17 protein-coding genes are annotated in these 24,462 nt (G+C 72.4%); 16 read left to right on the top strand and 1 reads right to left on the bottom strand.

All coding sequences use genetic code 11. From position 1 onward, the window contains the following. Positions 1–89: 89 nt before the first annotated feature. The 13 genes from ABZT14_RS19380 (at position 90) to ABZT14_RS19440 (ending at position 19,451) form a co-directional block, all read left to right on the top strand. Positions 90–785, top strand: a complete 696-nt coding sequence (locus tag ABZT14_RS19380) for a VOC family protein (RefSeq protein WP_356304171.1) — start codon at positions 90–92, stop codon at positions 783–785. 67 nt (positions 786–852) lie between these two features. Continuing rightward, positions 853–5,292, top strand: a complete 4,440-nt coding sequence (locus ABZT14_RS19385) for an amino acid adenylation domain-containing protein (protein ID WP_356304174.1) — start codon at positions 853–855, stop codon at positions 5,290–5,292. Next, the gene (locus ABZT14_RS19390; protein WP_356304177.1) at positions 5,289–7,085 is read left to right on the top strand and encodes an ABC transporter ATP-binding protein; all 1,797 of its coding nucleotides are present in this window, start codon (positions 5,289–5,291) and stop codon (positions 7,083–7,085) included. The genes ABZT14_RS19385 and ABZT14_RS19390 overlap by 4 nt, the downstream gene beginning before the upstream one ends. After that, positions 7,082–8,827, top strand: a complete 1,746-nt coding sequence (locus tag ABZT14_RS19395) for an ABC transporter ATP-binding protein (RefSeq protein WP_356304181.1) — start codon at positions 7,082–7,084, stop codon at positions 8,825–8,827. Before ABZT14_RS19390 ends, ABZT14_RS19395 begins: the two co-directional genes overlap by 4 nt. After that, positions 8,824–10,044: a saccharopine dehydrogenase NADP-binding domain-containing protein gene (locus ABZT14_RS19400; RefSeq protein ID WP_356304184.1), complete on the top strand. Its 1,221-nt coding sequence runs from the start codon at positions 8,824–8,826 to the stop codon at positions 10,042–10,044. The genes ABZT14_RS19395 and ABZT14_RS19400 overlap by 4 nt, the downstream gene beginning before the upstream one ends. Beyond that, a complete protein-coding gene (locus tag ABZT14_RS19405; RefSeq protein WP_356304187.1) occupies positions 10,041–11,132 on the top strand; it encodes a class I SAM-dependent methyltransferase in 1,092 nt (363 codons plus the stop codon). Before ABZT14_RS19400 ends, ABZT14_RS19405 begins: the two co-directional genes overlap by 4 nt. Continuing rightward, the gene (locus ABZT14_RS19410) at positions 11,129–12,331 is read left to right on the top strand and encodes a class I SAM-dependent methyltransferase (protein ID WP_356304190.1); all 1,203 of its coding nucleotides are present in this window, start codon (positions 11,129–11,131) and stop codon (positions 12,329–12,331) included. Before ABZT14_RS19405 ends, ABZT14_RS19410 begins: the two co-directional genes overlap by 4 nt. Positions 12,332–12,368: 37 nt before the next feature. After that, positions 12,369–14,201 carry an asparagine synthase (glutamine-hydrolyzing) gene (asnB, locus tag ABZT14_RS19415; protein ID WP_356304193.1) on the top strand — a complete coding sequence of 611 codons (1,833 nt, stop codon included), beginning with the start codon at positions 12,369–12,371 and terminating at the stop codon, positions 14,199–14,201. Positions 14,202–14,266: 65 nt separating this feature from the next. Continuing rightward, on the top strand, positions 14,267–15,475 hold the full coding sequence (locus tag ABZT14_RS19420) for a cytochrome P450 (protein WP_356304195.1): 1,209 nt from the start codon (positions 14,267–14,269) through the stop codon (positions 15,473–15,475). A gap of 1,117 nt (positions 15,476–16,592) precedes the next feature. Continuing rightward, a complete protein-coding gene (locus ABZT14_RS19425) occupies positions 16,593–16,802 on the top strand; it encodes a cold-shock protein (RefSeq protein ID WP_356304198.1) in 210 nt (69 codons plus the stop codon). Between the two features lie 337 nt (positions 16,803–17,139). Next, the gene (locus ABZT14_RS19430; RefSeq protein ID WP_356304201.1) at positions 17,140–18,627 is read left to right on the top strand and encodes a DEAD/DEAH box helicase; all 1,488 of its coding nucleotides are present in this window, start codon (positions 17,140–17,142) and stop codon (positions 18,625–18,627) included. A 64-nt stretch (positions 18,628–18,691) separates the two neighbouring features. After that, complete coding sequence (locus ABZT14_RS19435; RefSeq protein ID WP_356304204.1) at positions 18,692–19,087, top strand: CBS domain-containing protein; 396 nt, start codon at positions 18,692–18,694, stop codon at positions 19,085–19,087. 52 nt (positions 19,088–19,139) lie between these two features. After that, the gene (locus ABZT14_RS19440; RefSeq protein ID WP_356304207.1) at positions 19,140–19,451 is read left to right on the top strand and encodes an SCO5918 family protein; all 312 of its coding nucleotides are present in this window, start codon (positions 19,140–19,142) and stop codon (positions 19,449–19,451) included. An 89-nt stretch (positions 19,452–19,540) separates the two neighbouring features. Here the strand turns inward: ABZT14_RS19440 and ABZT14_RS19445 are convergent, their stop codons facing one another. Beyond that, the gene (locus tag ABZT14_RS19445) at positions 19,541–19,900 is read right to left on the bottom strand and encodes a hypothetical protein (RefSeq protein WP_356304210.1); all 360 of its coding nucleotides are present in this window, start codon (positions 19,898–19,900) and stop codon (positions 19,541–19,543) included. Between the two features lie 322 nt (positions 19,901–20,222). On the opposite strand from ABZT14_RS19445, the gene ABZT14_RS19450 reads away from it, so the two are divergent. From ABZT14_RS19450 to ABZT14_RS19460, 3 genes are all read left to right on the top strand, one after another. Then, positions 20,223–20,717 (top strand): hypothetical protein, encoded by a 495-nt coding sequence (locus ABZT14_RS19450; protein ID WP_356304213.1) that lies wholly within the window; start codon positions 20,223–20,225, stop codon positions 20,715–20,717. A gap of 2 nt (positions 20,718–20,719) precedes the next feature. Continuing rightward, positions 20,720–20,908 carry a helix-turn-helix transcriptional regulator gene (locus ABZT14_RS19455; RefSeq protein ID WP_356304216.1) on the top strand — a complete coding sequence of 63 codons (189 nt, stop codon included), beginning with the start codon at positions 20,720–20,722 and terminating at the stop codon, positions 20,906–20,908. A 257-nt stretch (positions 20,909–21,165) separates the two neighbouring features. Then, a complete protein-coding gene (locus ABZT14_RS19460) occupies positions 21,166–24,285 on the top strand; it encodes a discoidin domain-containing protein (RefSeq protein WP_356304219.1) in 3,120 nt (1,039 codons plus the stop codon). Positions 24,286–24,462 lie beyond the last annotated feature (177 nt).

Genomic DNA, 24,462 nt, shown 5'->3' on the forward strand with positions numbered 1-24,462 from the left:
CCGGCGATTCAAGCACACCGCCATCCGATGGGGAAACGTCGAACGTCACTCGGCGAGAAACAGCGAGACCGCTTTCGAGGAGAACGCCCATGAGCCGCCGCCGTTGCGCGCATATTCTGACGCACGTCCACGACCTCCACGAAGCGGTACGGGACCTGACCGCCGCCGGGTTCGACGTGACCTACGCCAGTGACCCCGAGACCGCGCAGAACGCCCATGTCTGGTTCAGCGAGGGGCCGATCATCGAGATCGTGACGACGCCCCGGCGCGCCGCGCTCCTGCGTCCCCTGGTGGCCCTGCGCTGCGGGTACGGCGGAGGGGCGAGGATGATGCGTTGGGCCAGGTCAGGTGAGGGTTTCTGTGACCTGGCGGTGGTGGCGGACACCGACGACCTCGGTGCGGAACTCCGTGAGCTGAGGCGCCTGGGCTGCCGTACCGGAAAGGCGGTCCCGTGGACCAGGACCCGGGCCGACGGGGAGCGGGTCGAATTCGCCTTCGGATATCCGAGCAGCGATCGCGTCCCCTTTCTGACCACGCCTTACCGACCCGACCAGCACCCGGCCCGCACCAGCCACGCCAACGGCGCCACCGGGGTCACCCGTATCGGGTTCGGTGTCGCGCCCGAGGAGAGGGAAGCGGTGCGCCTGGTGATACCCGACGACCCGATTGTTCAATTCGAGGAATCCCTTCGCACGGGAGTGCGCTGGGTCGAAATGGCGGGCCTGAAGGAGACGGTCGATCCGCTGTTTTCCCACGGTGCCGTGTTCCGGCCGGAGGGGGAGTGAAGCCATGAGTGACGTCGCTGCGGACGCGTACGGTCCGCTCGCGCGGGACGTACGACAGGGAGAACGAGTGCGAACGAGAGCAAACGAGATCATCGAGGAGTTCCGCGACGTCGGGATAGAACTCTGGATGGACGGTGAGCGCCTGCGCTACCGGGCCCCGCAGGGCGCCATGACGCCCGAGCGCCGCCAGATCGTCGCGGACTGGCGGACCGAACTCGTGGAGCAGCTGAGCCGCGACAGCGGTGACCTGGTCATCCGCCCCGACGAGGCGGCCCGGTACGAGCCCTTCCCGTTGACCGACGTGCAGCAGGCGTACCTGCTGGGCCGGGACGACCCCCGGGGTCTGGGCGGGGTGGCCTGCCACGGGTACGTGGAACTGGACCGCACCGGCGAGGACCCGGCCGCCCTCGAGAAGGCCTGGAACCAACTGGTGGCCCGGCACGACATGTTGCGGGCGACCATCTCCCGGGACGGCTACCAACGGGTGGCACCCACGGTCGACCACTACCGCGTCGCGCACCACGACCTGCGCGGCCAGTCGGCCGAGGTGGTCGCGGCCGAACGCGGGCGCATCCGGGACGCCCTCGCGGGCCGGATCCACGACACCACCCGGTGGCCGCTGTTCGAGCTGCGGACCAGCCAGAGCGACGACGGTACGGTCCTCCACCTGTCGATGGACTCCCTGATCGCGGACTGGGCGAGTGCCGGGGTACTGCTGAGCGAGCTGGACCGGCTGCTGCGGGGGGAGGAACTCCCCGAGCTGGAGCTGAGGTTCCGCGACTACGTGGTGGCCGAACGCTCGCTGCGGGACTCCGCGCGGTTCCACCGCGACCGGACCTACTGGACCGAGCGGCTCGACGACCTGCCGCCGGCCCCCGAACTCCCGACCGCCGGGCTGGGCGCCGGCGGTTCCCCGCCGTCCTTCGAACGGCACAGCGCGCGCTTCCCCGCCGAGACGCTGGAGGCCCTGCGCGACTCCGCGCGCCGGCACGGGATCACGGACACCGCCGCGGTCCTGACCGCCTACGGCCTGGTGCTGTCCCGGTGGAGCCTGGACCCCTCGTTCAGCCTCGCGGTCACCCTGCTCGACCGCCGCCCCTGGCACTCCCAGGTGGACGCCGTGGTGGGCGACTTCACCTCGGTGACGATCCTGGAGGTCACCGATCCGGCCACCCGGAGCGTCGCCGAACACGCGGTGGCAGTCTCCCGCCAGCTGCTCGCCGACCTCGACCACCGTTCCTTCTCCGGGGTCGAGGTGCTACGGGAGCTGGGGCGGCGCCAGGGAGGTTCTGCCGCGCTCGTACCGGTGGTGTTCACCAGCGGGATGGGGTCGCGTCAGGGCGGCGTCGGCGGACGGGAGTTGTACGGCATCTCCCAGACGCCCCAGGTGATCCTGGACTGTCAGGTGTCGGAGGACGAGGGCGGCCTGCGGGTCGACTGGGACGTGCGCTCGGGGATCTTCCCGCCCGGCGTGGTCGAGGACCTCTTCGCCACGTTCACCGCGCTCGTGGACACCCTCGCCACCCGACCGGAGCGCTGGGAGGAGCCCGCCGAGGTCGAACTGCCCGAGTGGCAGCTGCGGGAACGGGCCGAGGCCAACGGCACGGACGGCGAGGTGCCCGAGGGGCGACTCGGGGAGGCCTTCTGGGAGCGGGCCCGGCACCGCCCCGACGCCCCGGCCGTCCGTACCGGGGCCGGAGTGACCACCTACCGCGAACTCGCCGACCAGGCCGCGGCGGTGGCCCGCCGCCTCACGGACGGCGCCGTTCCACGGGGGGAGCGTCCCCGACGTGTGGCGGTCACGGCCGCCAAGGGCCCCGCCCAGATCGCGGCGGTCCTGGGGGCGCTGCGCGCCGGCGCCAGCTACGTACCGATCGACCTCACCCAGCCCCGGCACCGCCGTGACCGGATGCTCGCCACCGCCGGCGTCACGACCGTGCTGACCACGGCGGACCTGGCCGACTCCCTGGAGGTCCCCGAGGGGACCGAGACGGTGGAGGTCGACCGCCTGGACCCGGAACCGGACTGGCCGGCCGCCCAGGGCGGCGACCCCTCGGGCGAGGCGTACGTGATCTTCACCTCGGGTTCCACGGGCGACCCCAAGGGCGTCGTCATCAGCCACGCGGCGGCGTCGAACACCGTGGTCGCGGTGAACGAGCAGATCGGACTGGGCCACGAGGACCGGGTGCTGGGCTTGGCGATGCTCGGCTTCGACCTGTCGGTGTGGGACGTGTTCGCCACCCTGGGAGCCGGAGCCTGTCTGGTGCTGCCCGACAGTGGCCGGCCGGGCGACCCCTCCCACTGGGCCGACGTCGCCCGCCAGCACCGGGTCACCGTGTGGAACTCGGTTCCCGCCCAGTTGGAGATGCTGTGCGAGTACCTGGACACCGACCCGGCCTCCCGACCGGAGGCGCTGCGGGTGGTGATGGTCTCCGGCGACTGGGCGGCGCCCACGCTGCCGGCGGCCGTCCGCGCCCACGTCCCCGAGGTGGACGTACTGGTGATGGGAGGGGCGACCGAGGCGGCGATCTGGTCGATCCTGCACCGGCCGGGCGACCCGCTGCCGGACTGGCCGAGCATCCCCTACGGCCGGCCGCTGACCAACCAGCGCTTCCGGGTGCTGGACCGGAGGCTGCGCGACGCCCCGGTGTGGGCCGCCGGCGAACTGTGCATCGCCGGGCACGGGTTGGCGGAGGGCTACCTCGCCGACCCCGACCTCACCGAACGGCGCTTCCTCACCCACCCCGGCGACGGGGAACGGCTGTACCGCACGGGCGACCTCGGCCGCTACCGGCCGGGCGGGCTGATCGAGTTCCTCGGGCGGGAGGACAACCAGGTCAAGATCCGGGGGCAGCGCATCGAGTTGGGCGAGATCGAGGCCGCCCTGCGCTCCGACCCCTCGGTGGCGCTGGCCGCCGTCGCCGTCGCGGAACGCCCCTCGGGGGAACGCGTACTGGTCGCCGCCTGGACCCCGGCACCACAGTCGCGGGAGGCCGAACCCGATCCGGCGCGGTTGCGGCGACGGCTCAGCGACCGGCTGCCGGGCCACATGGTCCCGGCCCAGCTGGAGAGGGTGGAGCACCTGCCGGTCACCCCGCAGGGCAAGGTCGACCGGGCCGCCATCGCCGCCCTGTTGGCCGTGCCCGAGGGACCGGACGCTCAGGGCACTGACCGTACGGAGGTCGCTGGGAACGCCGCTGGGAACGCCGCGATGAACGCCGCGATGAACGGGGTGGAGCGGCGGATCGCGGCCGTGTGGGCCAAGGCCCTCGGGCTGTCCGACATCGGTCGGGAGGACAACTTCTTCGACCGGGGAGCGGACTCCCTGATCATGGCGCGGGTGGCCGGACGGCTGCGCGAGGAGGTCCAGGAGGTGAGCCACCTCGCCTACGACGTCCTGCTGCGCACCATGCTGAACCAGCCCACCATCGTTGCCCTCAGCGCACTGCTGGAGACACCCGCCACCGGACCCGACGAGGCGGACCGCGTGGTGCCCGAGCGGGCCCCGGAGGCCCGGACCGAGACCGACCGGGCCAGCAACGCCCTCCTGGTCGACTTCTCCACGGTCACCGAGGGCCCGACCCGTGTGCTGTTCCACGCGGCACTGGGCACGATGGACTTCTTCCGTGCCCTGGCCGGCGAGTTGGCCGCCCAGCGGCGGGGCCCGGTCGTCGGCGTGGCCGTGGCCGACGCGGAACGCTACTGCGCCCTGGACCACACCGAGTTGGTCAGCCGTACCGCCGACGACTACGCCGAGCGGCTCGTCCGGGAGCACGGTCCACGGTTCCAGCTGGTCGGCTACTGCCTGGGCGGGGTCCTAGCGGTGGAGGTGGCGCGCCGGCTGCTCGAACGTGGCATGGACGTGGTCGACCTGACCCTGGTGGACAGCGTGCCGATGCTCATGGACGTGGCCGACCCGTTGGCCCTGGAGTGCATCTTCATGCCGAACCTCAACCTGGACCCGGTCGCCACCGTGTTCGGGCCGGGCGTCGACACCGCCGACGTCTACCGCGCGGTCGACCTGGTGGCCGCCGAGAACGGCAACCGCATCCCTGTGGGGGCGCTGGCCGAGGTTGGCGGCGACCCGGGGCTGGACCGTGTGGCGGCGGTGGCGCGGAAGCGCGGGGCGCTGCACCAGCGGGAACGGTTCGCGGAGTACACCCGGGCCGCGTCCCGGCGCGGCGACCTGGCCGTCGAACCCGAGATGATCCCCGCCCTGTTCCGGGTGTGCAGCCACAGCCTGCGCGGCGCCTACGTGGACCCGGACGACTACCCGGGCGACCTCACCTTCCTCAAGGCGACCGAGGACCAGTCCTTCGGCGTCTCCGGCGGGGTCGGGGACCGCACCGTGCCGTTCTGGCGGGAGCGCTGCCTGGGCGAGTTCACCGTCCTGGAGACGCCCGGCAACCACTTCAGCATCATCCAACCACCCCACGTCACCACCGTCGCCCGGCACCTGGACGCCCCCTGGCGAGGCGGTCGGGGCGACACCGGAGAGGCCCAGTGACCACGACGACCCCGCACGACGAGCCGCCGGAACGGACCGACACCCCGGCCCCCGAACCCCGGGCGAGGACCACGGCCGAGGCGATGAGGGAACTGCGCGCCCCCGTCAGGGCGCTGACGCGCTCGGGCCTGGTCATCGCCGGCGTCGGAGCGCTCAGCCAACTCCTCCCGTACGTCGCCATCGTGGAACTGGCGCGCGGCCTGCTGGCCCCCGGAGAACCCGACCGCGCGCGGATCATCACGGTCAGCGTGGTCGCGGTGGTCGGCATGGCCCTGGGCTGGACCGCCAACGGGCTCGCCCTGTGGCTGACCCATGTCGCCGACGCGAGGGTGCAGGCCCTCATCCGGCGGCGGCTGGTCACCCGGCTGGGACGGGTTCCGCTCGGCTGGTACACCGACTCCTCGTCCGGCCAGGTACGCAAGGCCGCCCAGGACGACATCGACGACCTGCACCACATGATCGCCCACCACGAGGTGGACCTGGTCGAGGCGATCGTGCTGCCGCTGGCCGCCCTGTCCTACCTGGTGTGGATCGACTGGCGGCTGGCCCTGCTCGCGCTGGCCAGCTTCCCGGTCTACGCCGCCGCCTACGCGTGGATGTGGCGTGGCTTCGCGGACAAGATGGCCCAGATGGACGCCGGCTTCGGTCGGGTCAGCGCGGCGATCGTCGAGTTCGTACACGGCATCGCCGTGGTGAAGTCCTTCGGGCGGCTCGGCCGCGCCCACGAGGCCTACCGTCGCGCGGTACGCGACTTCGCCGAACAGTACGCCGGCTGGGTACGCCCGGTGATCCGGGTCGAGGCCGTCACCTCCATGGTGATCTCCGCCCCGGTGGTCGCCCTCGTCGGAGCCGTGGGCGGAGCGTGGTACGTGGCCCACGGCTGGGTCACGCCCCTGGACGTACTCGCCGAGATCCTGGTGGCGATGGTGCTCCCCTCGACCATCCAGCGCCTGAACACCGGCATCTCCGCCCAGCAGCGGGCCCGCGCGGCGGCGGAACGGATCACCACCCTGCTGGACACCCCGCCCCTGCCGGTACCGGAACAGCCGCGCACCCCCCGGGGCAACGAAGTCCGGTTCCGTGACGTGCACTTCGGCTACGGCGACAAGCGGGTGGTCAACGGGGTCGACCTCCACTGCCCGGCCGGCACGGTCACCGCCCTGGTCGGCCCCTCGGGAGCCGGCAAGTCCACCCTCGCCCACCTGCTGCTGCGGTTCCACGACGTGGACTCCGGCAGTGTGGAGGTCGGAGGGGTGCCGGTCAGCGACATGCGCCCGGAGGACCTGTACCGGTCGGCCGGCTTCGTCCTCCAGGAGGTTGCCCTCCTGCACGGGACCGTCGCCGACAACCTGCGGCTGGGGCGCGCCGACGCCACCGACGAGGAACTCGTCGCGGCGGCCCGCGCCGCCCAGATCCACGACCGCGTCCTCCAACTACCGCGCGGCTACGACTCGGTGGTGGGCGAGGACGTCGACTTCTCCGGCGGAGAGGCACAGCGCCTGTCGGTGGCCCGGGTGCTCGTCGCCGACACTCCCGTCCTCGTACTGGACGAGGCCACGGCCTCCACCGACGCGGAGTCGGAGGCCAGGATCCAGCGGGCGCTCTCCGCCGTGGCCGCCGACCGCACGGTGCTCGTCATCGCTCACCGGCTGTCCACGATCGTCGGCGTCGACCAGATCGCGGTCCTCGACGAGGGCCGGGTGGTGGAGCTGGGCACCCACGAGCGGCTGCTCGCCCTGAACGGACGGTACGCCCGGATGTGGGCGGCACACGAGGCGGTGGAATCAGCGTGATCAACGACCTTACGGCCCTCCTCGGTCCCGAACGACGCGGCCAGGTCAGGGAACACCTCGCCTGGCTGGTGGCGTACGCGGTCCTCCAGGGCGTGACCATGGCCCTGCTGGTGCCGGTGCTCCGGGCGTTGCTGGACGAGGACGAGGGGCGCACCCCGCTGTGGATCGGCGTGCTGGCGGCGGCGGTCGTGGTGACCTGCGTGGCCCGCTATGTGCAGGCCATGAAGGGCTTCCGGCTCTCCCTGCTGGTCCTCGCCTCGATGCACGAGCGCCTCGGCGACCGGGTCGCCGAGCTTCCCCTGGGCTGGTTCTCCTCCGAACGCGTCGGGCGCCTGTCCCGGTCGGCCACCGGCGGCACCACCTCGGTCACCAACATCGCGGCGTTCATGCTCGAATCCGTGGTCACCGGAGTCGTCACCCCGGCCACCATCGCGGTCGCCCTGCTGGTCATCGACTGGCGCCTGGGCGTGGCCGCACTGGTCACCGCACCGCTGATCATCTGGGTGCACCGGCGGTGCGCGACCTGGATCAGCCGGGGTGAGGAACGCGCCGAGGACGCCAAGACCGAGGCGGCGAACCGGGTCGTGGAGTTCGCCCGGCAACAGCCGACCCTGCGGGCGTTCGGGCGGGCCACTGGCGGCTACCCACCCCTGGAGGAAGCGATCGAGAGGCAGAACATCGCCGGCTCCCGCTGGCTCGCGGAGACCATGCCCCGACTGCTGGTGAACGGCCTGGCCGCCCAACTGGCCTTCGTGGTCCTGATCGGGGTCGGCGTCTTCCTGGGGCTGGCCGACTCCATCGACCCGGTCACCCTGGTCGCCCTGCTCGCGCTGTCCGCCCGCTTCGTCGGCCCGCTGGCCGAGGCGGCGGCACACAGCGGCAACCTCAGGATGGCCGGCAACGACCTGCGTCGCATCGCCGACATCATGCGGGAGCGGCCCCTGCCCCAGCCGACGGAGCCGAAGAAGCCGGAGCCCACCGGCGAAGTGGAGGTCGACCACGTCGACTTCGGCTACGTACCCGACCAGTTGGTCCTGCGGGACGTGAGCTTCCACGCCGCGCGCGGAACCACCACCGCCATCGTCGGCCCCTCGGGTTCGGGCAAGACCACCGTCACCCGGCTTCTGACGCGTTTCTACGACACCACGGCCGGCACCGTCCGGGTCGGGGGAGTGGACGTGCGGGAGCAGACGACGGCCGACCTGATGGCACAGTTCGCCCCGGTCACCCAGGAGACCTACCTCTTCGACGACACCCTGGAGGGCAACGTCCGCCTGGGCCGCCCCGAGGCCTCGGCGGAGGAACTGCGCGAGGCCGCCTCCATCGCCGGAGTGGACGAGATCGTCGAACGGCTGCCGGACGGCTGGCGGACCCGCGTGGGGGAGGGCGGACGCTCCCTGTCCGGCGGCGAACGCCAACGGGTCGCGCTAGCACGGGCGTTGCTGAAGGACGCGCCGATCGTGCTCCTCGACGAGGCCACGGCGGCCCTGGACCCGCAGAACGAACGCCACGTCACCCGTGCCCTGCGCACACTGCGGGAACGGTCGACGCTGATCGTCATCGCCCACAACCTCCCGACCGTCGCCCACGCCGACCAGATCCTGGTACTGGACGAGGGGCGGATCATCGCCCGGGGCCGTCACGCTGAACTGCTGGACGGCTGCGCGCTGTACCGGAGGTTCTGGAACGAGCGGAAGTCCGCCGCCGACTGGCGGCTGGTCGACTCCGGGCGGCGACGATGACCGAGGTCACCCTGATCGGCCTCGGCGAGGTCGGCACCGAGGCCGCCCGGATGCTCGCCGCGAGCGCCGGTACGACGGGGCTGACCGTCGCCGGCCGGCGCCCGGGACGGCTGACGGAGCGACTGGAGCGAGCCGGCGTCCGGGCCACCGTCCGGTACGCCGACCTCACCGACCCGGGGTCGCTGCGCGCGCTGGCCGAGGAGACACAGGTCCTGGTCAACTGCGCGGGCCCCGCCGAGGAAGTGGGGAACCGGCTGGTGCGGGCGGCGGTGGACGGCGGCGCCGACCTGGTGGACGTGGGCGGCGACGACGTACTCCACCGTCAGCTCGACCAGGACCAACTGGCGCGGGCCGGACGGGTGGTGGTGGTCTCGGCCGGGTTGCGGCCCGGACTCACCGGGCTGCTGCCCCGGGCGGTGGCGAACCGGCTGGCCGGCTGTGCCCCCGCCAAGCCCGCCAACCCCGACGGCCCCGCCAACCCCGCCGGTCCTGTCACCCGCGATGACCCCGCCACCTCCGGCGCCCCGCCCGGGCCACCCCGGCTACCCCGACCACTCCGGCTGCGCGCGGTGGTGGGCGTCCTGGACCGGTTCACCCTCACCGCGGCCCGCGACTACCTCGACGCCTCGGAACTGGTCCGGCCCCTGGCGACCTGGCGGGACGGCGCCGTCAGCCCACGTACCGCCCGCAGGGGCCAGGAGGAACTGCCCTTCCTGGGCCCGGTACCGCTGCTCCCGGGGCTGGACCCCGAGGCCGAACGGCTCGCCGTACGGCTGGGGTTGGAACACGGCGACTGGGCGACCGCCCTGCGGGGCGAACACGTCGCGCGGGCCTTCGACCTGACCCGGGGGGCCGACCCGGCCACCGCCGCCGAGGCCCTGAGCCGAGCCAGCCAACTCGACCTGACCGGGCGCACGCCCAGCACGGTGCTGCTGTTCGAGGTCACCGGCCCGGACGGCACCCGCTGCCTGGTACTGCGCGGCGAACGTCAGGCCCGGCTCAGCGCGGCGACGCTGACCGCCACGGTCCTCGCCCTCGGCGGCGGGCCCGAGGACCGGGCACCGCACACCTGCCCGCCCGGCGCCCACTTCGCGGCCGAGGTCCTGGACCCGGAGTGGACGCTGCGCCAGGTCCGCACCGCCGCCCCCGAGGTGGCACCGCTGTGGCACGACGGCCCGCTCACCGACCTGTTGCCCACCGAGGAGGGCCTGCTGTGACCACGGTCCCCGACCCGCCCCCGTACCAGGACGACAGCCGAACGCTGGCCGCGCTGGAGAGCCTGGACCGGATCAGCCTGGCCGCGATCCACGCGGAGCTGACCGGCTCCCGGGCGCTCGACGACCAGCCGGCCGACCTGGACACGGTGTGCGCGCGACTGCGTGTCCAGGACCGCCACCGCTGGCTGGTACGACGCTGGCTGACCGCCCTGACCTCCCGACGGCTCGCCCATCACACCCCGGACGGCCACTGGACGCGGACGGACACCACGCCTCCACTGGAGGATCTCGGCGCACTGCCCACCGTCTACGCCGCGGCCGGCTTCGACCAGCGGATGGCCGGCTTCCACCAGAACGTCCTCAGCCGACTGGGGCCGCTGCTGCGCGGGGAGGAGGACGTCCAGCGCCACTTCTTCGGCGAGGGCGAGGTGGTGTCAGCCCTGCGCAGCTACCAGGACGGTACGGTCAGCCGCCACCTCAACACCCTGGCCGGCCGCACGCTTTCACGGCTCCCGGCGGACGGCCCCCCGCACGTCGTCGAACTCGGCGCCGGCGTGGGCCTCGCCACCCGGGCGGCACTCGACGCCCTGGGCGACCGCCCGGTGTCCTACCTCGTCACCGACGTCTCGCCCCTGTTCTCCGAGGTCCTCCGGGACCGGTTCGGGCCACGCCTCGCCGGCTACACCCACCTGGACATCAACCGGCCCCGGCCGGCGACGGTCCCGGCCGGTCACGCCGACGTCGTCCTGGCCGGCAACGTCCTGCACAACGCCGTCGACCTCCCACGGAGCCTGGCACTGGTCGGCGAACTCCTGCGTCCCGGCGGCAGCCTGCTGTTCACCGAGTCCGACCGTGAGCGCCCCGCCATCCTCACCTCGCTGATGTTCCTGCTCTCGTCACCGCCCGGCGCCCCCCGCGCCGGGAGCCGGGACCGGCGCGCACCGGCCGACCGCACCTTCCTCACCGTCGACGAGTGGCGCGAGGAACTCCACGACGCCGGCCTCACCCCGCTACGGGTGACCCCGTCGCCCGGCGACCGGTACGCCGGCTGCGGACAGATCCTCGTACACGCCCGGAAAGAGCCATGACCGACACCCGTGCGCCCTTCGGCGCCCCCTTTGACGCCCCTCTCGACGAGGTCGCCGCCGAGGCGGCCCGAGCCGTGGCGGACCTCGACCTGGCCGAGGCGGTCTCCGCCTTCGGGGAACTGAACCGGCTGTCCCGCCGGGCCATGTTGTCGGCGGTGCTCTCGGCGGTCTCGCGGAGGGCGTCGGCGACGCGCGACTCCGGTGCGCCCACCGACCCGGAGCCCACGACCGTCGACGCGGTCACCGAAGCGCTCCGGCCGGCCCCCGGTCGTGAGCCGCTGCCCGGACGCTGGCTGCGCGCCCTCGCGGAGGAGGGGCTGGTCGCACTCGACGGTGAACGGGTCCGGTTCCCCCGGGGCCTCGACGGAACCGACCCGGCGGGCGACGAGCCCGCCTGGGAACGGCTGGCCGAGCGGTGGCGCGCCGTCACCGACAGCGCCGCGACCGTCGAGTACGTCCACGACAACGTCCGCCACCTGCTTCCCCTGCTCCGGGGCGAGACCCCGGCCCTGCTCACCCTCTTCCCCGAGGGCCGTGACGAGCGCGCCCGCACCCTGTACCGGGAGAACGTCGTGACCCGCTACGGCAACGCGGCACTGGGCGCGGTGGCCACCCGGCTGGCGACCGGCCGGGAACGGCGGAGCCCGCTGCGGCTGTTGGAGGTCGGAGGCGGTACGGCCGGCACCACCCACGCCCTGCTGCCGCGACTGGCGCGGCTGCCCGTCGACTACACCTTCAGCGACGTGTCCCCCTTCTTCTTCGACCGCGTCCTGACCGAGTACGCGGCGGTACTCGGCCCCGACCGCTTCCACACCCTGACCTTCGACCTGAACCGCGCACCGGACGAACAGGGCCTGGCCCCCGGCTCCTTCGACCTGATCGTCTCCGGCGGAGCCCTGAACGCGGCCGTCGACACCGACGCCGCCCTGCGCCGGCTACGTCGACTGCTGTCACCCGGCGGCGTACTGGCCGTGACCGAGCCGACCCACGACGAGGACTGGGTGGCCGTCTCCCAGGCCCTGCTGATGCCGCCACCGAAGGACGTACGGGCCCGTACGGGCGCGGCCTTCCTGGACCACCCGCAGTGGCGCGCCGCCTGGGAGGACGCGGGGCTGCTCCTGGTGACCGACCTGCCGGAGCCCCACCACCCGTTGCACCCCCTCGGCCACCGCGTGTTCGTCGGCGTGGCCGACGCGTGAGGCCGGGGACAGAACCAACCGAGTACGAGGAGTCAGCATGTGTGGAATAGCCGGCTGGGTGTCGTTCCAGCGGGGAGTGGGGAGCGCCCCGGAGGCCGTCGGGCGGATGACCGAGACCCAGCGGCTGCGCGGGCCCGACGACGCCGGAACCTGGAGTGACGCCACGGCGGCCCTGGGCCACCGCCGGCTGTCGGTGCTCGACCTGGAGGGCGGCACCCAGCCCATGACGCACCGGGACCCCTCCGGCGAGGTGGTCCTGGTCTACTCCGGCGAGACCTACAACTACCGCGAACTGCGCCGGGAGTTGGAGACCAGGGGGCACCGGTTCCACACCACCTCCGACACCGAGGTGGTGCTGCGCGCCTACCTGGAGTGGGGCGACGCCGCCCCCGAGCGGCTGAACGGCATGTTCGCCTTCGCCCTCTGGGACCAGCGCGAACGACGGCTGCTGCTGGTCCGCGACCGTCTGGGCATCAAGCCGCTGTACGTACGCCGCACCACCGACGGCGTGATCTTCGGCTCGGAGACCAAGGCGATCCTCGCCCACCCCGAGGTACCCGCGGTGGTCGACCTCGCCGGCCTCCGCGAACTCGTGGGCTTCACCAAGGCCGACGGCTGGGCCCTCTGGCAGGGCGTCGAGGAGGTCGAACCCGGCACCGTGGTGACCCTCGACCAGCGCGGCTACCGCAGCCGGGCCTACTGGACGCTGGAGCCCCGCCCCCACGACGACGACCTGGACACCACGGTGGCACGGGTCGGCGAACTGCTCGGCGACACCGTGGAACGCCAACTGCGCGCCGACGTACCGCAGTGCGTCCTGCTGTCCGGCGGCCTCGACTCCAGCGCGCTGACCGGACTGGCCGCCTCGGCGGTCGGCGCGGAGGCACTGGACACCTACTCGGTGGACTTCGCCGGATACGAGGAGGGGTTCCGCACCGACGAGATGCGCGGCACCCCCGACGCCCCGTTCGTACGCGACGTGGTGGCCCACGTCGGCTGCCGGCACCAGCAGGTGATGCTGGACTCCGACCGACTCAGCGACCCCGAGCTGCGGCGCCGGGTGGTCGCCGCTCGGGACATACCGGTCGGCCTCGGAGACCTGGACACCTCCCTCTACCTGCTGTTCTCCGCCGTCCGGGAGCGCGCCACGGTCGCCCTGTCCGGTGAGTTCGCCGACGAACTGTTCGGCGGCTACGCCTGGTTCCACTCCGAGGCGGCCCTCAACGCCGGCACCTTCCCCTGGCTGGCGTTCCACAACAGCTACTGCTCCGACCGCACCGCCCTGCTGCGCCCCGACCTCGCCCGGGCGCTGGAGGTGGAGGACTACGTGGCCGACGAGTACGCCACGGCGATCGCCAGGGTCCGGCACCTGCCCGACGAGTCGGCGGAGGAACGGCGGATGCGTACCGTCACCCAACTCCACGTCCAGCGCCTGGTGCGCGCGCTGCTGGACCGCAAGGACCGCGTCTCCATGGCCGTGGGCCTGGAGGTACGCGTCCCCTACGCCGACCACCGCCTCGTCGAGTACGTCTACAACACCCCCTGGTCGATGAAGGTCGCCGACGGCCGCGAGAAGAGCCTCCTGCGGCAGGCGACCCGCTCCCGGGTGCCCGCCTCGGTCGCCGAGCGGGTCAAGTCGCACTACCCGGCCTCCCAGGACGAGCGCTACGTCCACGCCCTCCAGCGGCAGTCCCAGGAGGTGCTGGCCGACCGCGACTCCGACCTCTTCCAGATCGTCGACCGCGCGTGGCTGCGGAAGACCGCGCGGGTCGGCGGCGAACTGGACGGCACCGCGCGCACCGGACTGGAACGCGTCCTGGACATGTACCACTGGCTCGACATCTACCGGCCCCAACTCCGCCTGACCTGAGCGAACACGCGGCACCCGGGCCGGTGACCGACGACCCGGGAGGACCGCGGAAGAAAGGGAACACCATGAGCACGGACAACGCGCCAGGCCCCACCGACCTGGACATGGACTGGATCCAGAACCCCCACCCCGTCGGCGCCCGAATGCGCGCGGAGTGCCCGGTCCAGAGGGTCACCCTGCCCGGAGGGATGCCCGCCTGGCTGGTCAGCGGATACGAGCAGGCCAAGGCGGTGTTCACCGACCCCCGCTTCAGCAGCCAGGACGTCTACAACCGGCTGGAGCGGATGCGCATCGGACCGGACGCCGAGAGCCCGTTCTCCCCCGACGTGGACCGCAGCCTGCTGAACCTGGACCCACCGGACCACACCCGGCTACGCCGCCTGGTGACCAAGGCCTTCACCACCCGCTCGGTGGCGCCGCTGCGGCCCCGCATCGAGGCGATAGCCGACGAGTTGATCGAGGACATGGCGGGGCGGGAGGTCGTGGACATCGTCGCCGACTACGCCTACCCCCTGCCGATCAGGGTGATCTGCGAACTGCTGGGCATCCCCTTCGAGGACCGCGACCGTTTCACGGCCTGGTCGCAGACCATGGTGGGAGCCTCCACACCGGAGGAGATCGGGGCCGCCTCCCACCAACTGGGCGCGTACCTGGGCGAACTCGCCGAGAGGAAGCACGCCCGGCCGACCCAGGACCTCTTCTCCGACCTGGTCGAGATCCACTACCGGGGCGACCTCACCCGCGCGGAACTGATCTCGACCGCCGTCGTGGTGCTGACCGGTGGTTTCGAGACCACCGTCAACATGATCAGCAGCGGCCTGCTGCTCATCATGCGCCACCCCGACCAGCAGAAGGCACTCCGGGAGGACCCTTCGCTGATGGCCACGGCGGTCGAGGAGTTCCTGCGCTACGAGACCCCCAACCTGCTGTCCTCACCGCGCTATGTGACCGAGCCCGTGGAGATCGACGGTGTGGAGATCCCCGCCGGTTCGTTCGTCTTCGTCTCCCTGCTCTCCGTCAACCGCGACCAGAAGCTGGTCGACGACAGCGACCGGTTCGACATCACCCGCCGGGAGAACGCCCACCTGGCCTTCGGCTACGGGATGCACCGCTGTCTGGGCGCCGCCCTGGCGAGGCTGGAGGGGGAGATCGCCTTCTCCCGGTTGCTGGACCGCTTCCCCACGATCGAACCGGCCACCGGGACCGACACCCTGGGCTGGCGCGTCAGCACCGCCATGCACGGCCTGGTCTCCCTCCCGGTACACCTGGGGTGAGGGGCCGCTCGTGAGGACGGCTCCTCGCCGACGCGGTGACCCGGGTGCCCGAGTGTCCGGGTGCCCGCGTCCGCCCGGGAGCAGGCACCGGACCCCGGGGGCCCGGGGGCTGAAGGGGCTCCTCGCACCCGGGAGTCACGGCACCCCGACCGTCGTGACGCCCCCCCCGGCCAGGGCCGGCGTGACCCGCCGCCGGGGCCCGGTCCGGGCGCGTCACCGGACCGACGCCGGATGTCTCGGGTACCGAAACCGCTGGTTCCTCCGCCGGCTCGGTGTCCCCTCGGAGGCTGTCGCCGGAAGGTGTACGGCTCCCACCCGGGGCCTCCGAGGGCGGCGGCGTTCCTCGCCCCGCAGGCGGTGGGTCCGCTCAGGGGGTGCCTCCCACCCGGGACCGTAGAGGAGGGGGCGCGGCGTCCGGGGTTCCTCGGGCCATGCCGACCGGGAGGGCGGCGTACGGGGTGGCCCTGAGCGAGGAGGTACGGGGCCCGACAGCGGCTCCCGGTGCCCCAGTCGGGGGAGGCGGTCACCGGGGACGTGCCCCCGTGGGGCGGTGTCGGACCTCAACGCGCGGGAGCGGCGGGCGGGTTGAAACGTGTCGAGGCCGGTGGTCGGCACCCCTGACCGGCCTCGGCGCGGCCCTGGGCGGGCGCGTTCGACGGCTGGCGGCTGGGCACGGTGCGCTCCGTACGCGGTGATCGCGCGGGCCGCCCTCACCGGCTCCGCTTCCTCCGCCGGGCGCCGAGGTCGACCCGCCGCCGTGTCCGGGTGCGCGCCGGCTGGGCCATGTCCCCGCGAAGGCCGGACTCTCGGGCCGGGCCTCCCGGAACACGGTGTTTCGGGCAGGGAATACCTGTGTTCGCGAGATGAGAATTTCCCGCGCAACGCGGTGGGAGTTTTTGCGGTAACCCGGGGTCGAAGTTCCCGTGTTGTACGTGGGTGGTCATACCGTGCTACTGTCGATCTCGGTTGCAGTTGTGGTTCCCAGAAAATCGAACCTCCAGCCAGAAAACCCTGGTTACTGGAAGCCTTTCGTATCGCAGGTCGGACGGGGTAATCATCACAGCGGCGCTGGTCCGCGTAGCGCGGACTACGAGGCACTGCCCCAAGGAGACTCGATATGGCTACCGGAACCGTGAAGTGGTTCAACTCGAAAAAGGGATTCGGCTTCATCGAGCAGGACGGTGGAGGCGTCGACGTGTTCGCCCACTACGCGCACATCGCCGCCCGTGATCCCCGTGACCTGACGGAAGGCCAGAAGGTCAGCTTCGAGATCACGCAGGGCGCGAAAGGCCCGGTGGCGGAGAAGATCGTTCCCGCCCCACACTGACGTACCCCGTGGCCGAGGCGTCCCCTCGAAATACGGGAACCCGTTGGCGCGCGTTCCGCGCGTCCTCGCCGATCCAGGCGCCGCAGCACCACAGACTTTCTCTCGAATACCGCACTCCAGTAAACCGCGCTCTCGTTGTTGGCGCCCGCCGGTGTCGACGTACGGATTTCACATCCGCGGCACGTCACCCGCCGTGTGGCCCATTTCACGAGTATTCGGCGTCGAATTCACCGAACAGCGCGTCCCCACACGTTTCACGGTTCGTTTCCATGGTTTTCCCCCGCTCCTCCGGGACGCGGAGAACCCCTGATGCGCGCCGTACCAAGGAAGGTTCCCGATGAACCCCACACGTACGAATGGCCGCCCCTCCCGCTCCCGCCGTGGTGGGGGTACCGCCTCTGGTGCGGGACGGGGCGCTCGCCTCACCTCCCGTGCCCCGGCCACCTCGGGCCGCTCAGGCGGCCGTGGCCGGCGGCCCGTGGCGACGCGGGGCGAGTTCGCCCTGCCGGCCTCGACCACCCCGGCACTGCCCCCGGCCGAGGCGTTCGCCGACCTCGACATGCCCGCCCCTCTGCTGGCGGCACTGACCGCCCAGGGGCTGAGTGTCCCGTTCCCGATCCAGAGCGCGACGTTGCCCAACACCCTCGCGGGCCGCGACGCCCTGGGGCGCGGACGCACCGGTTCGGGCAAGACCCTGGCCTTCGGGCTGGCCCTGCTGGCCCGCACCGCCGGACAGCGGGCCGAGCCCCGCCAGCCGTTGGCTCTGGTCCTCGTGCCGACCCGCGAGCTGGCTCAGCAGGTGACCAGCGCGCTCACCCCCTACGCCCGGTCGGTGCGACTGCGGCTGGCCACCGTGGTCGGGGGAATGTCGATCAACAAACAGGCCAACGCGCTGCGGAACGGTGCCGAGGTGGTCGTCGCGACACCGGGCCGACTCAAGGACCTCATCGAGCGTGGGGACTGCCGGCTGGACCAGGTCGCGATCAGCGTGCTGGACGAGGCTGACCAGATGGCCGACATGGGCTTCATGCCCCAGGTCACCGCGCTCCTGGACCAGGTCCGCCCCGAGGGGCAGCGGATGCTGTTCTCCGCCACCCTGGACCGCAACGTCGACCGCCTGGTGCGCCGCTACCTCACCGACCCCGTCGTCCATTCCGTGGACCCGTCCGCGGGGGCGGTCACCACGATGGAACACCACGTGCTGCACGTCCACGGCGCCGACAAGCAGCAGGCGACCACCGAGATCGCGGCGCGCGAGGGCAGGGTGATCATGTTCCTGGACACCAAGCACGCCGTCGACCGGCTCACCCGGGATCTGCTCCGCAGCGGGGTACGCGCCGCGGCCCTGCACGGGGGCAAGTCCCAACCCCAACGCACCCGTACTCTGGCGCAGTTCAAGGACGGACACGTCACGGTGCTCGTGGCGACGAACGTCGCCGCTCGCGGCATCCACGTCGACGACCTGGATCTGGTGGTGAACGTCGACCCGCCGACCGACCACAAGGACTACCTCCACCGTGGAGGGCGTACGGCCCGGGCCGGAGAGTCCGGCAGCGTCGTCACCCTGGTCACCCCGAACCAACGCCGTGACATGACCCGCTTGATGACGCTCGCGGGCATCGTGCCGCAGACCACGCGGGTCTGCTCCGGCGAAGAGGCGCTGAGCCGGATCACCGGTGCCCGGAAGCCCTCGGGCATCCCCGTCACGATCACCGCGCCGGCCGTGGAACCGCGCAAGCGGGGGACGTCCTCCCGCCGGCGACGCGGCGGTGCCCCGGCCCGACGGGCTTCGGCACGACAGTCCTCCTTCAGCGCGGTGGCCTAGGGAAGAGTCCGTGCTCAGAACGCTGACCCACCACTGTAGGAGGCGCCTTGTGACGCTGGTACGGATGAGCCCCTGTCCGTCGAAGGGGCTTCCCCGCGAGGCGGCGGCCGAGGTCTCCTCGGCCATGGACACCGACGGGCCGCGGGCCTGCGACGACATGACCGTCGAGGTCGCCCTGTCCGTCATGGCCAGCGCGCGTACCGGCCACCTCCTGGTCTGCGACGGCGACGGCCTGTACGCCGGGCTCCTCACCCGGGCCCAGCTGGTGGAGGTCCGTGACGGGCTCGGGTACACGGACCGGATCCGGCTACGGGACGTCCTCGAAGGCCCTGGCCCGTCCACCTCTCCCGCGACCGCGGTAGCCGAGGCCCGGCACCTCATGCGTGACCACCAGCTCCACGTCCTGCCCGTGGTCGACGAGCACGGCAGCGCGCTGGGCGTTCTCGCCCTCGCCCGCTGACGCCCTTCGACCGATAGCCTTGTCCCTTCGCCCCTCTCCCCTGTGAGGCATCATGCGCTGTGTCATCGCCCGCTTCCCGTTCGAACTCACCAAGAGTGGTGTCCTGGAATCGATGAAGGGCGTCAAGCCCGAGCAAGCCACGGGGGCGACGGTGATCATCGGACGCCGTACGTACCCCGTCAAGCAGGTCGGTCAGGTGGTCACACGTCAGGATCGGCGTGACTTCAGCGCCGGCGAGGTCCTGCGGGCCATGACCCAGCTCGGTTTCACCTGTCGCGACGTCCCCCAGGCCGCCCCGCCCGTGGACACCCTCACTCCGGTGCAGAAGGCGTCCGCGATGCTCGGCACCCCCAAGTCGAGGTGACCGCACGGCCAGGACGACGGTGGAGGGCCCGCCCGGAACTTTCCGGGCGGGCCCTCCACCGTCTTGACGTCCCTTGAGGCGACGGCGGCTCAGTGGTCGGAGTAGCTGAAGTCGCCCACGGTCCAGGAGCTGACGTCCTCGATGGCCACGCGGTACATGCCCCCGGTCTCGGGGATGCCCACGGTGCCCTGGAGGATCCGTGCCACGTGGAAGTGCAGATGGGTGGGCGGACCCTCGATACGGGACTCGGAGGTGAACACGGAGGAGAAGTCGCTCAGGCTGTCCGAGGCCCCGAGCACCTCCGCCACCCGCTGCCTCCAGACCGTTTCGGGGGCCAACCGGCCCGTGATGACAGCACCACAGGCGACCACGGTCAGGGACATCTGGTTGCTGTGCCCGGACTCGACCAGAGCTACAAGGTCAACAAGCAGTTCGTCAGGCTTCGACATAAGAGGCGATCCTAATCACCGGCCGCCCGATGAGCTCAAGCGGTGGCGTTCGGGAAAGGTGTGGCATCCGCCTCGGGGTGACGGCGCGGTGGCCCGTCGAGCGTCGTGCCCGCCCGTCATGGGTCGCCCCGGGAAGGCCCCGGACGCCGGATCTGACGGATACGGTCCGGTCCTTCCGTCCGCCAAGGGAGGGGCCAGGGCCAACGGGGCCTCGCGCGGCGGGGGTTCGGCGGTCGCGGAGGCCTCGGGGGTTGCGGGAACCCGGGCACGTACGTAAAGCTTCCTTTACGTCAAGCTTGCTGTACATGCCGGGAGGGCGGTCATGCCGGACGGGAACCTGTCCACACCAGGAGGCCCCGCGCGCCGTACGGGGCGTACCCGCTGGGGTCGGGTGAACTTCGGCGGTGGCGGGCTGCCCGCCCTCTGGGTGGCCGCGCCCTGTGGGGCGTTGCTCGCGACGGGGTTCGCCGCGCTGGCCGTCGCGACGGGAGTGGTGGGGGAGCGCCCCCTCGTGGGCGGGGTCGTCTTCGCCCTCGTCTCGGTGTGGGCCCTCATCGGGTTGGTCTGGGTGCTGGTCGTGGACCGCTCGACCCTGCGCGGGGCGACCGAGCGGCCGGAGGAGTCCGTCGAGTCGGCCTGGTTCGACACCGCCGCGCGGGGAAGCTTCACCGACTCGGTCACCTTCGTCGGCCTCGCGCTGGCGGCCCTGGCCGTCACGGGCGTCGAACTGTCGGCGGTGGTCGCGTTGGCCGGGGTGCTGGTGTTCGCCGCGCTGACCTTCGCGGTCCGCTTCCTCCTCGTACGGCGTCAGGGCTGAGGGTGGAGAACATCCTGCCGGACCTCCGCCGTGAGCGCGGCTGGTCCCAGCAGCACCTGGCCGACGAACTCGGCGTGACCCGGCAGACCGTCATCTCCATCGAGAGGGGGCGCTTCGACCCCTCCCTCCCGCTCGCCTTCCGTATCGCGAGGCTGTTCGGCCGCGCGATCGAGGAGGTCTTCACACCGTGATGCGGCCGGCGGCCGGGCGTCGTGACCGTGGGGCCACGGGCGAGCCCGGGCGTCAGGGGCGCTGGTGCCCAACTCCCCTGGCGGGCGCGGGGGTTGGGGCCACGGTCCACTCTCGGGCGGGTGCCGCTGGTGGTGGCCCTGCGAACGCGCGTTGACGCGGAACGTAGTAGTGGGCGCACCGTCGTTGACACGGTTTCCCGCCGCTGAGGAGAATGACCGGCATCGTTGACAACGTTGTCTAACAGTGAGGGGGCACCATGGGACTCACCTCCCTCTCGGTCGCTCGTCGCCGCCTGCTGCAACTCCTCGGCGCGACCGGCGTCGTGGCCGCCCTCCCCCCGACACTGGGGCTCCCCGCACGGGCCGCCACCGACCGGACCGGGAAGTCGGGCGGTCAGGTCGCCGACACCTACCACCGCGTACTGCTCCGGCACACCCGCTGGTCCGAGACGCAGTGGGACGAGGAGAAGGGGAGGTACACGGACAAGGACTTCGGCTTCGCCGTCGTCCTCGGCCACGCCGTGCTGCTCACCCACGGAAACTTCGACGCACGGGAAGCCGGAGTCGACCGCGCGACCCTGAAACGCCGCACCCTCGCCACCCTGCGGCACTACGCCCGCTCCAACCGCCTTGCCGGGGGCACCCAGTGGGGCCGGAAACTGTTCTTCGACACCACCTTCCAGTCGTACTTCGTCCTGGCCGCCCGGCTGCTGTGGGACGAGCTGGACACGGACACGCGTGCGGCGGTCGACAGGATCACCCGCGAACAGGCCGCGTACACCCACTCCCTGGGCACCGGCGACGACCCGGACTCCGGGGACTGGACCCCGAACGGCCGCGAGGGCGGATGGGTCGGCGACACCAAGCTGGAGGAGATGGGCCTGTACGCCCAGACGCTGGCCCCCGCGCTGGCCTGGGCCCCGGACGACCGGCGCCGCTCGGACTGGGCGGCGGACTACGGCGCCTGGTCGCGCAACGAGGCGGGTCTGCCGGCCGCCGACCTGGCGAACCCCACCCGGGTGGACGGCGTTCCGGTCTCCCGCAACACCGCCCACAACACCTACGACACCTTCATCGTGGAGAACCACGGCTCCTTCGGCCCCCACTACCAGGCGGAACTGTGGCGCACCTCGGGACGCAACGCGGCGCACTTCCTGGCCGCCGGCCGACCGCTGCCGCAGGTCCTCACCGAGCAGCCCAACGCGGGACCGCTGTGGCGCACCCTGCTGGAGGTGATGTCGGACGCGGGCGAGCCGCTGATGCCCATGGTCGACGACCGGGAGCACCTGTACGGGCGGGACGTGATCCCGCTGGCCTTCCTCTCCCGGGTGGCCGGTGACCGGGCGGCGGCCCGCGCCGAACTGGAGCTGGCCGCGCGCCTGGAGGCGTACCAGGACTACCCGCCCGAGCACCGGCTGGCGAAGTTCTCCGGCGAGCCCAAGTACGAGCCGGAGGCCCGCGCCGAACTCGCCATCAGCTACCTGCTGCACGTCTGGCCGGACGCCGGCCCCCGGGTCCGGCCGATGTCGCGCGGGGAACTGTTCCGCCACGCCTCCGGGGTCACCGACCACGGCCCCGGCCCCGGCCTGGTCTCCCACCAGACGCCCTCGGCCTGGGCGGGTGCCGTCTCGAAGCCCGGCTTCGTGAAGTTCGCCTGGCAGCCGGGACACGACGACTGGCTGTTCCGTCTCAGCGGCGACACCCCGATGTTCCTCCCCGCGACCTCGGCCAAGGTCACCGAACGGCGGGTGCGCACGCACACGGCGGTGCGGGACGGCTTCGACGGCAGCGCCACCCTGCTGCGCCTGGGGGACCACTTCGCCGGCTACACCACGTTGCCGTCGGGCGCGGTGGTGTACGCCTACGACGGCTCGGACGCGGGCGCCTCAAGGCTGGAGGTGCACAACCTCACCATGCCCGGCGTGGCCGGCCTGGACGGCACCCGCACCTACCGGTTCGCCGAGGGCTCGGCCACCGCCAGGTCGTCGGACGGTACGTCCCCGGGCGGGGGCCGCGTCGACGAGCTGACCTTCGACCGGGTGATGGTACGTCACCTGCGGATGCTGGGCGAGCGGCCCCACCCCACGTACGGGTACTCCCTCTACGCGGTGGAGGCCCGCGCCGGCGCCGACGGCCCCGACCTGGCGGAGGGCGGCACCGCCACGGCCTCCTCGTACGAGTCCGACAAGGGCCCCGGCCTCGCGGTCGACGGTGACCCGGACACCCGCTGGGCGGTCTCCAGGGAGGACCGGCAACGGGCGGACAGCTGGTGGGCGGTGGACCTCGGTTCCGAGCGGACGGTCGACCGGGTCACCCTGCGCTGGGAGGCCGCCGCCGGACGCGTCTACCGCGTCCAGGGGTCCACCGACGGAGAACGCTGGACGGACCTGGTCACCGGGCCCACCCCGACCCTGCGCAGCGAGGGCGGCTGGCTGGACGTCGACGGCCGGGCCGGACTGGTGGTCCGGGGCGGCGGGCACCGGGTCACCGTGTACGGCGACACCATCCTCCCCGTCGACGGCGCGCGGGGACCGGTGCTGGTCGAGGGGCACTGCGACACCCCTCCGGGCCGGCTGGCCGAGCTGGCGCGCCGTCCCGCCCCCACCGCCGAGGACGACCGGGTCCGCGCGGCACTCACCGACGGGCACCTCAGCCTGTTCAACCTGTCCGCGAAGCCGGTCCGTACCCCCGTCGAGGTGCCCCAGGAGGGCGCGCGTCGACTGGTCTACGAGGGCGAGCAGACGGTGACCCGGACCGGCATCCGGTACGCGGCCCAACTCGACGCCGCCAGCGCCGAGTTGCTGCCACCCCGGTGCACGCTCACCCCGCTGTCCGGGAAGAGGCCGCCGTCCGGGCTGCGGGTACGGGTGACCGACGGGGCGACGGTGCTGCTGAGCGGAGCGAACTGCCGGCTGCGTGTCGAGGCCCAGGGGCACCGCGCGGTCGTGACCGTGCGACGCGGGCGGGAGACCCGCGTCGCCCTGCGGGGCGCGCGGCCCTACCCGCTCCAGGACCTGGCCCTGGGCCGGATCACCTTCCCCACCACCCCGCTGCCGCCCGGCATGTCCAGCCCCCGAACCGCCGTGGACGGCGACCCGGACACCGCCTGGCGCCCCGGTCGTGACGGCCGCATGGTGGTCGACCTCGGGCAGCGGCGCTCGGTGCGGTGGGTGGAGGCCGAGTGGACGTCCCGCTCCGCCCCGGTGGCCCACGTGGAGTTCAGCCGGGACGGGGTGCACTACCAGCGTGCCGGAACCCTGGGCGGTCACGGGACCGTACGCCGGCTCACCCGCCGGGGCTCCCCGCGCTACGTCGCGCTGAAGGTCCACGGCACCCCGCACGGCCACACCGGGCTGGTACGCCTCTCGGTGCGCTGAACCCCCTGGAGGCCCCACCCGGGGGAGGGGCTCACAGGGTGCCCGTCGCGACCTGGGGCCAGATCCCGCCCCAGGTCGCGACATACGGGCGAACTCCCCGACGCTCCCACGGAGTGGGGCGTGTGCCCTCTGTGCTCGAAGGCCGGGGCCGCCGTGCGACGGGACCCGGTTCACCGG

The organism is Streptomyces sp. NPDC005438 (assembly GCF_040606315.1).
Classification (GTDB): Bacteria; Actinomycetota; Actinomycetes; order Streptomycetales; family Streptomycetaceae; genus Streptomyces.

Coding starts and splice junctions, on each gene's coding strand:
- ABZT14_RS19380 (WP_356304171.1), top strand. CDS start 90: ATGAGCCGCCGCCGTTGCGCGCATATTCTGACGCACGTCCACGACCTC.
- ABZT14_RS19400 (WP_356304184.1), top strand. CDS start 8,824: ATGACCGAGGTCACCCTGATCGGCCTCGGCGAGGTCGGCACCGAGGCC.
- ABZT14_RS19410 (WP_356304190.1), top strand. CDS start 11,129: ATGACCGACACCCGTGCGCCCTTCGGCGCCCCCTTTGACGCCCCTCTC.
- asnB (WP_356304193.1), top strand. CDS start 12,369: ATGTGTGGAATAGCCGGCTGGGTGTCGTTCCAGCGGGGAGTGGGGAGC.
- ABZT14_RS19420 (WP_356304195.1), top strand. CDS start 14,267: ATGAGCACGGACAACGCGCCAGGCCCCACCGACCTGGACATGGACTGG.
- ABZT14_RS19425 (WP_356304198.1), top strand. CDS start 16,593: ATGGCTACCGGAACCGTGAAGTGGTTCAACTCGAAAAAGGGATTCGGC.
- ABZT14_RS19430 (WP_356304201.1), top strand. CDS start 17,140: ATGAACCCCACACGTACGAATGGCCGCCCCTCCCGCTCCCGCCGTGGT.
- ABZT14_RS19435 (WP_356304204.1), top strand. CDS start 18,692: ATGAGCCCCTGTCCGTCGAAGGGGCTTCCCCGCGAGGCGGCGGCCGAG.
- ABZT14_RS19440 (WP_356304207.1), top strand. CDS start 19,140: ATGCGCTGTGTCATCGCCCGCTTCCCGTTCGAACTCACCAAGAGTGGT.
- ABZT14_RS19445 (WP_356304210.1), bottom strand. CDS start 19,900: ATGTCGAAGCCTGACGAACTGCTTGTTGACCTTGTAGCTCTGGTCGAG.
- ABZT14_RS19450 (WP_356304213.1), top strand. CDS start 20,223: ATGCCGGACGGGAACCTGTCCACACCAGGAGGCCCCGCGCGCCGTACG.
- ABZT14_RS19460 (WP_356304219.1), top strand. CDS start 21,166: ATGGGACTCACCTCCCTCTCGGTCGCTCGTCGCCGCCTGCTGCAACTC.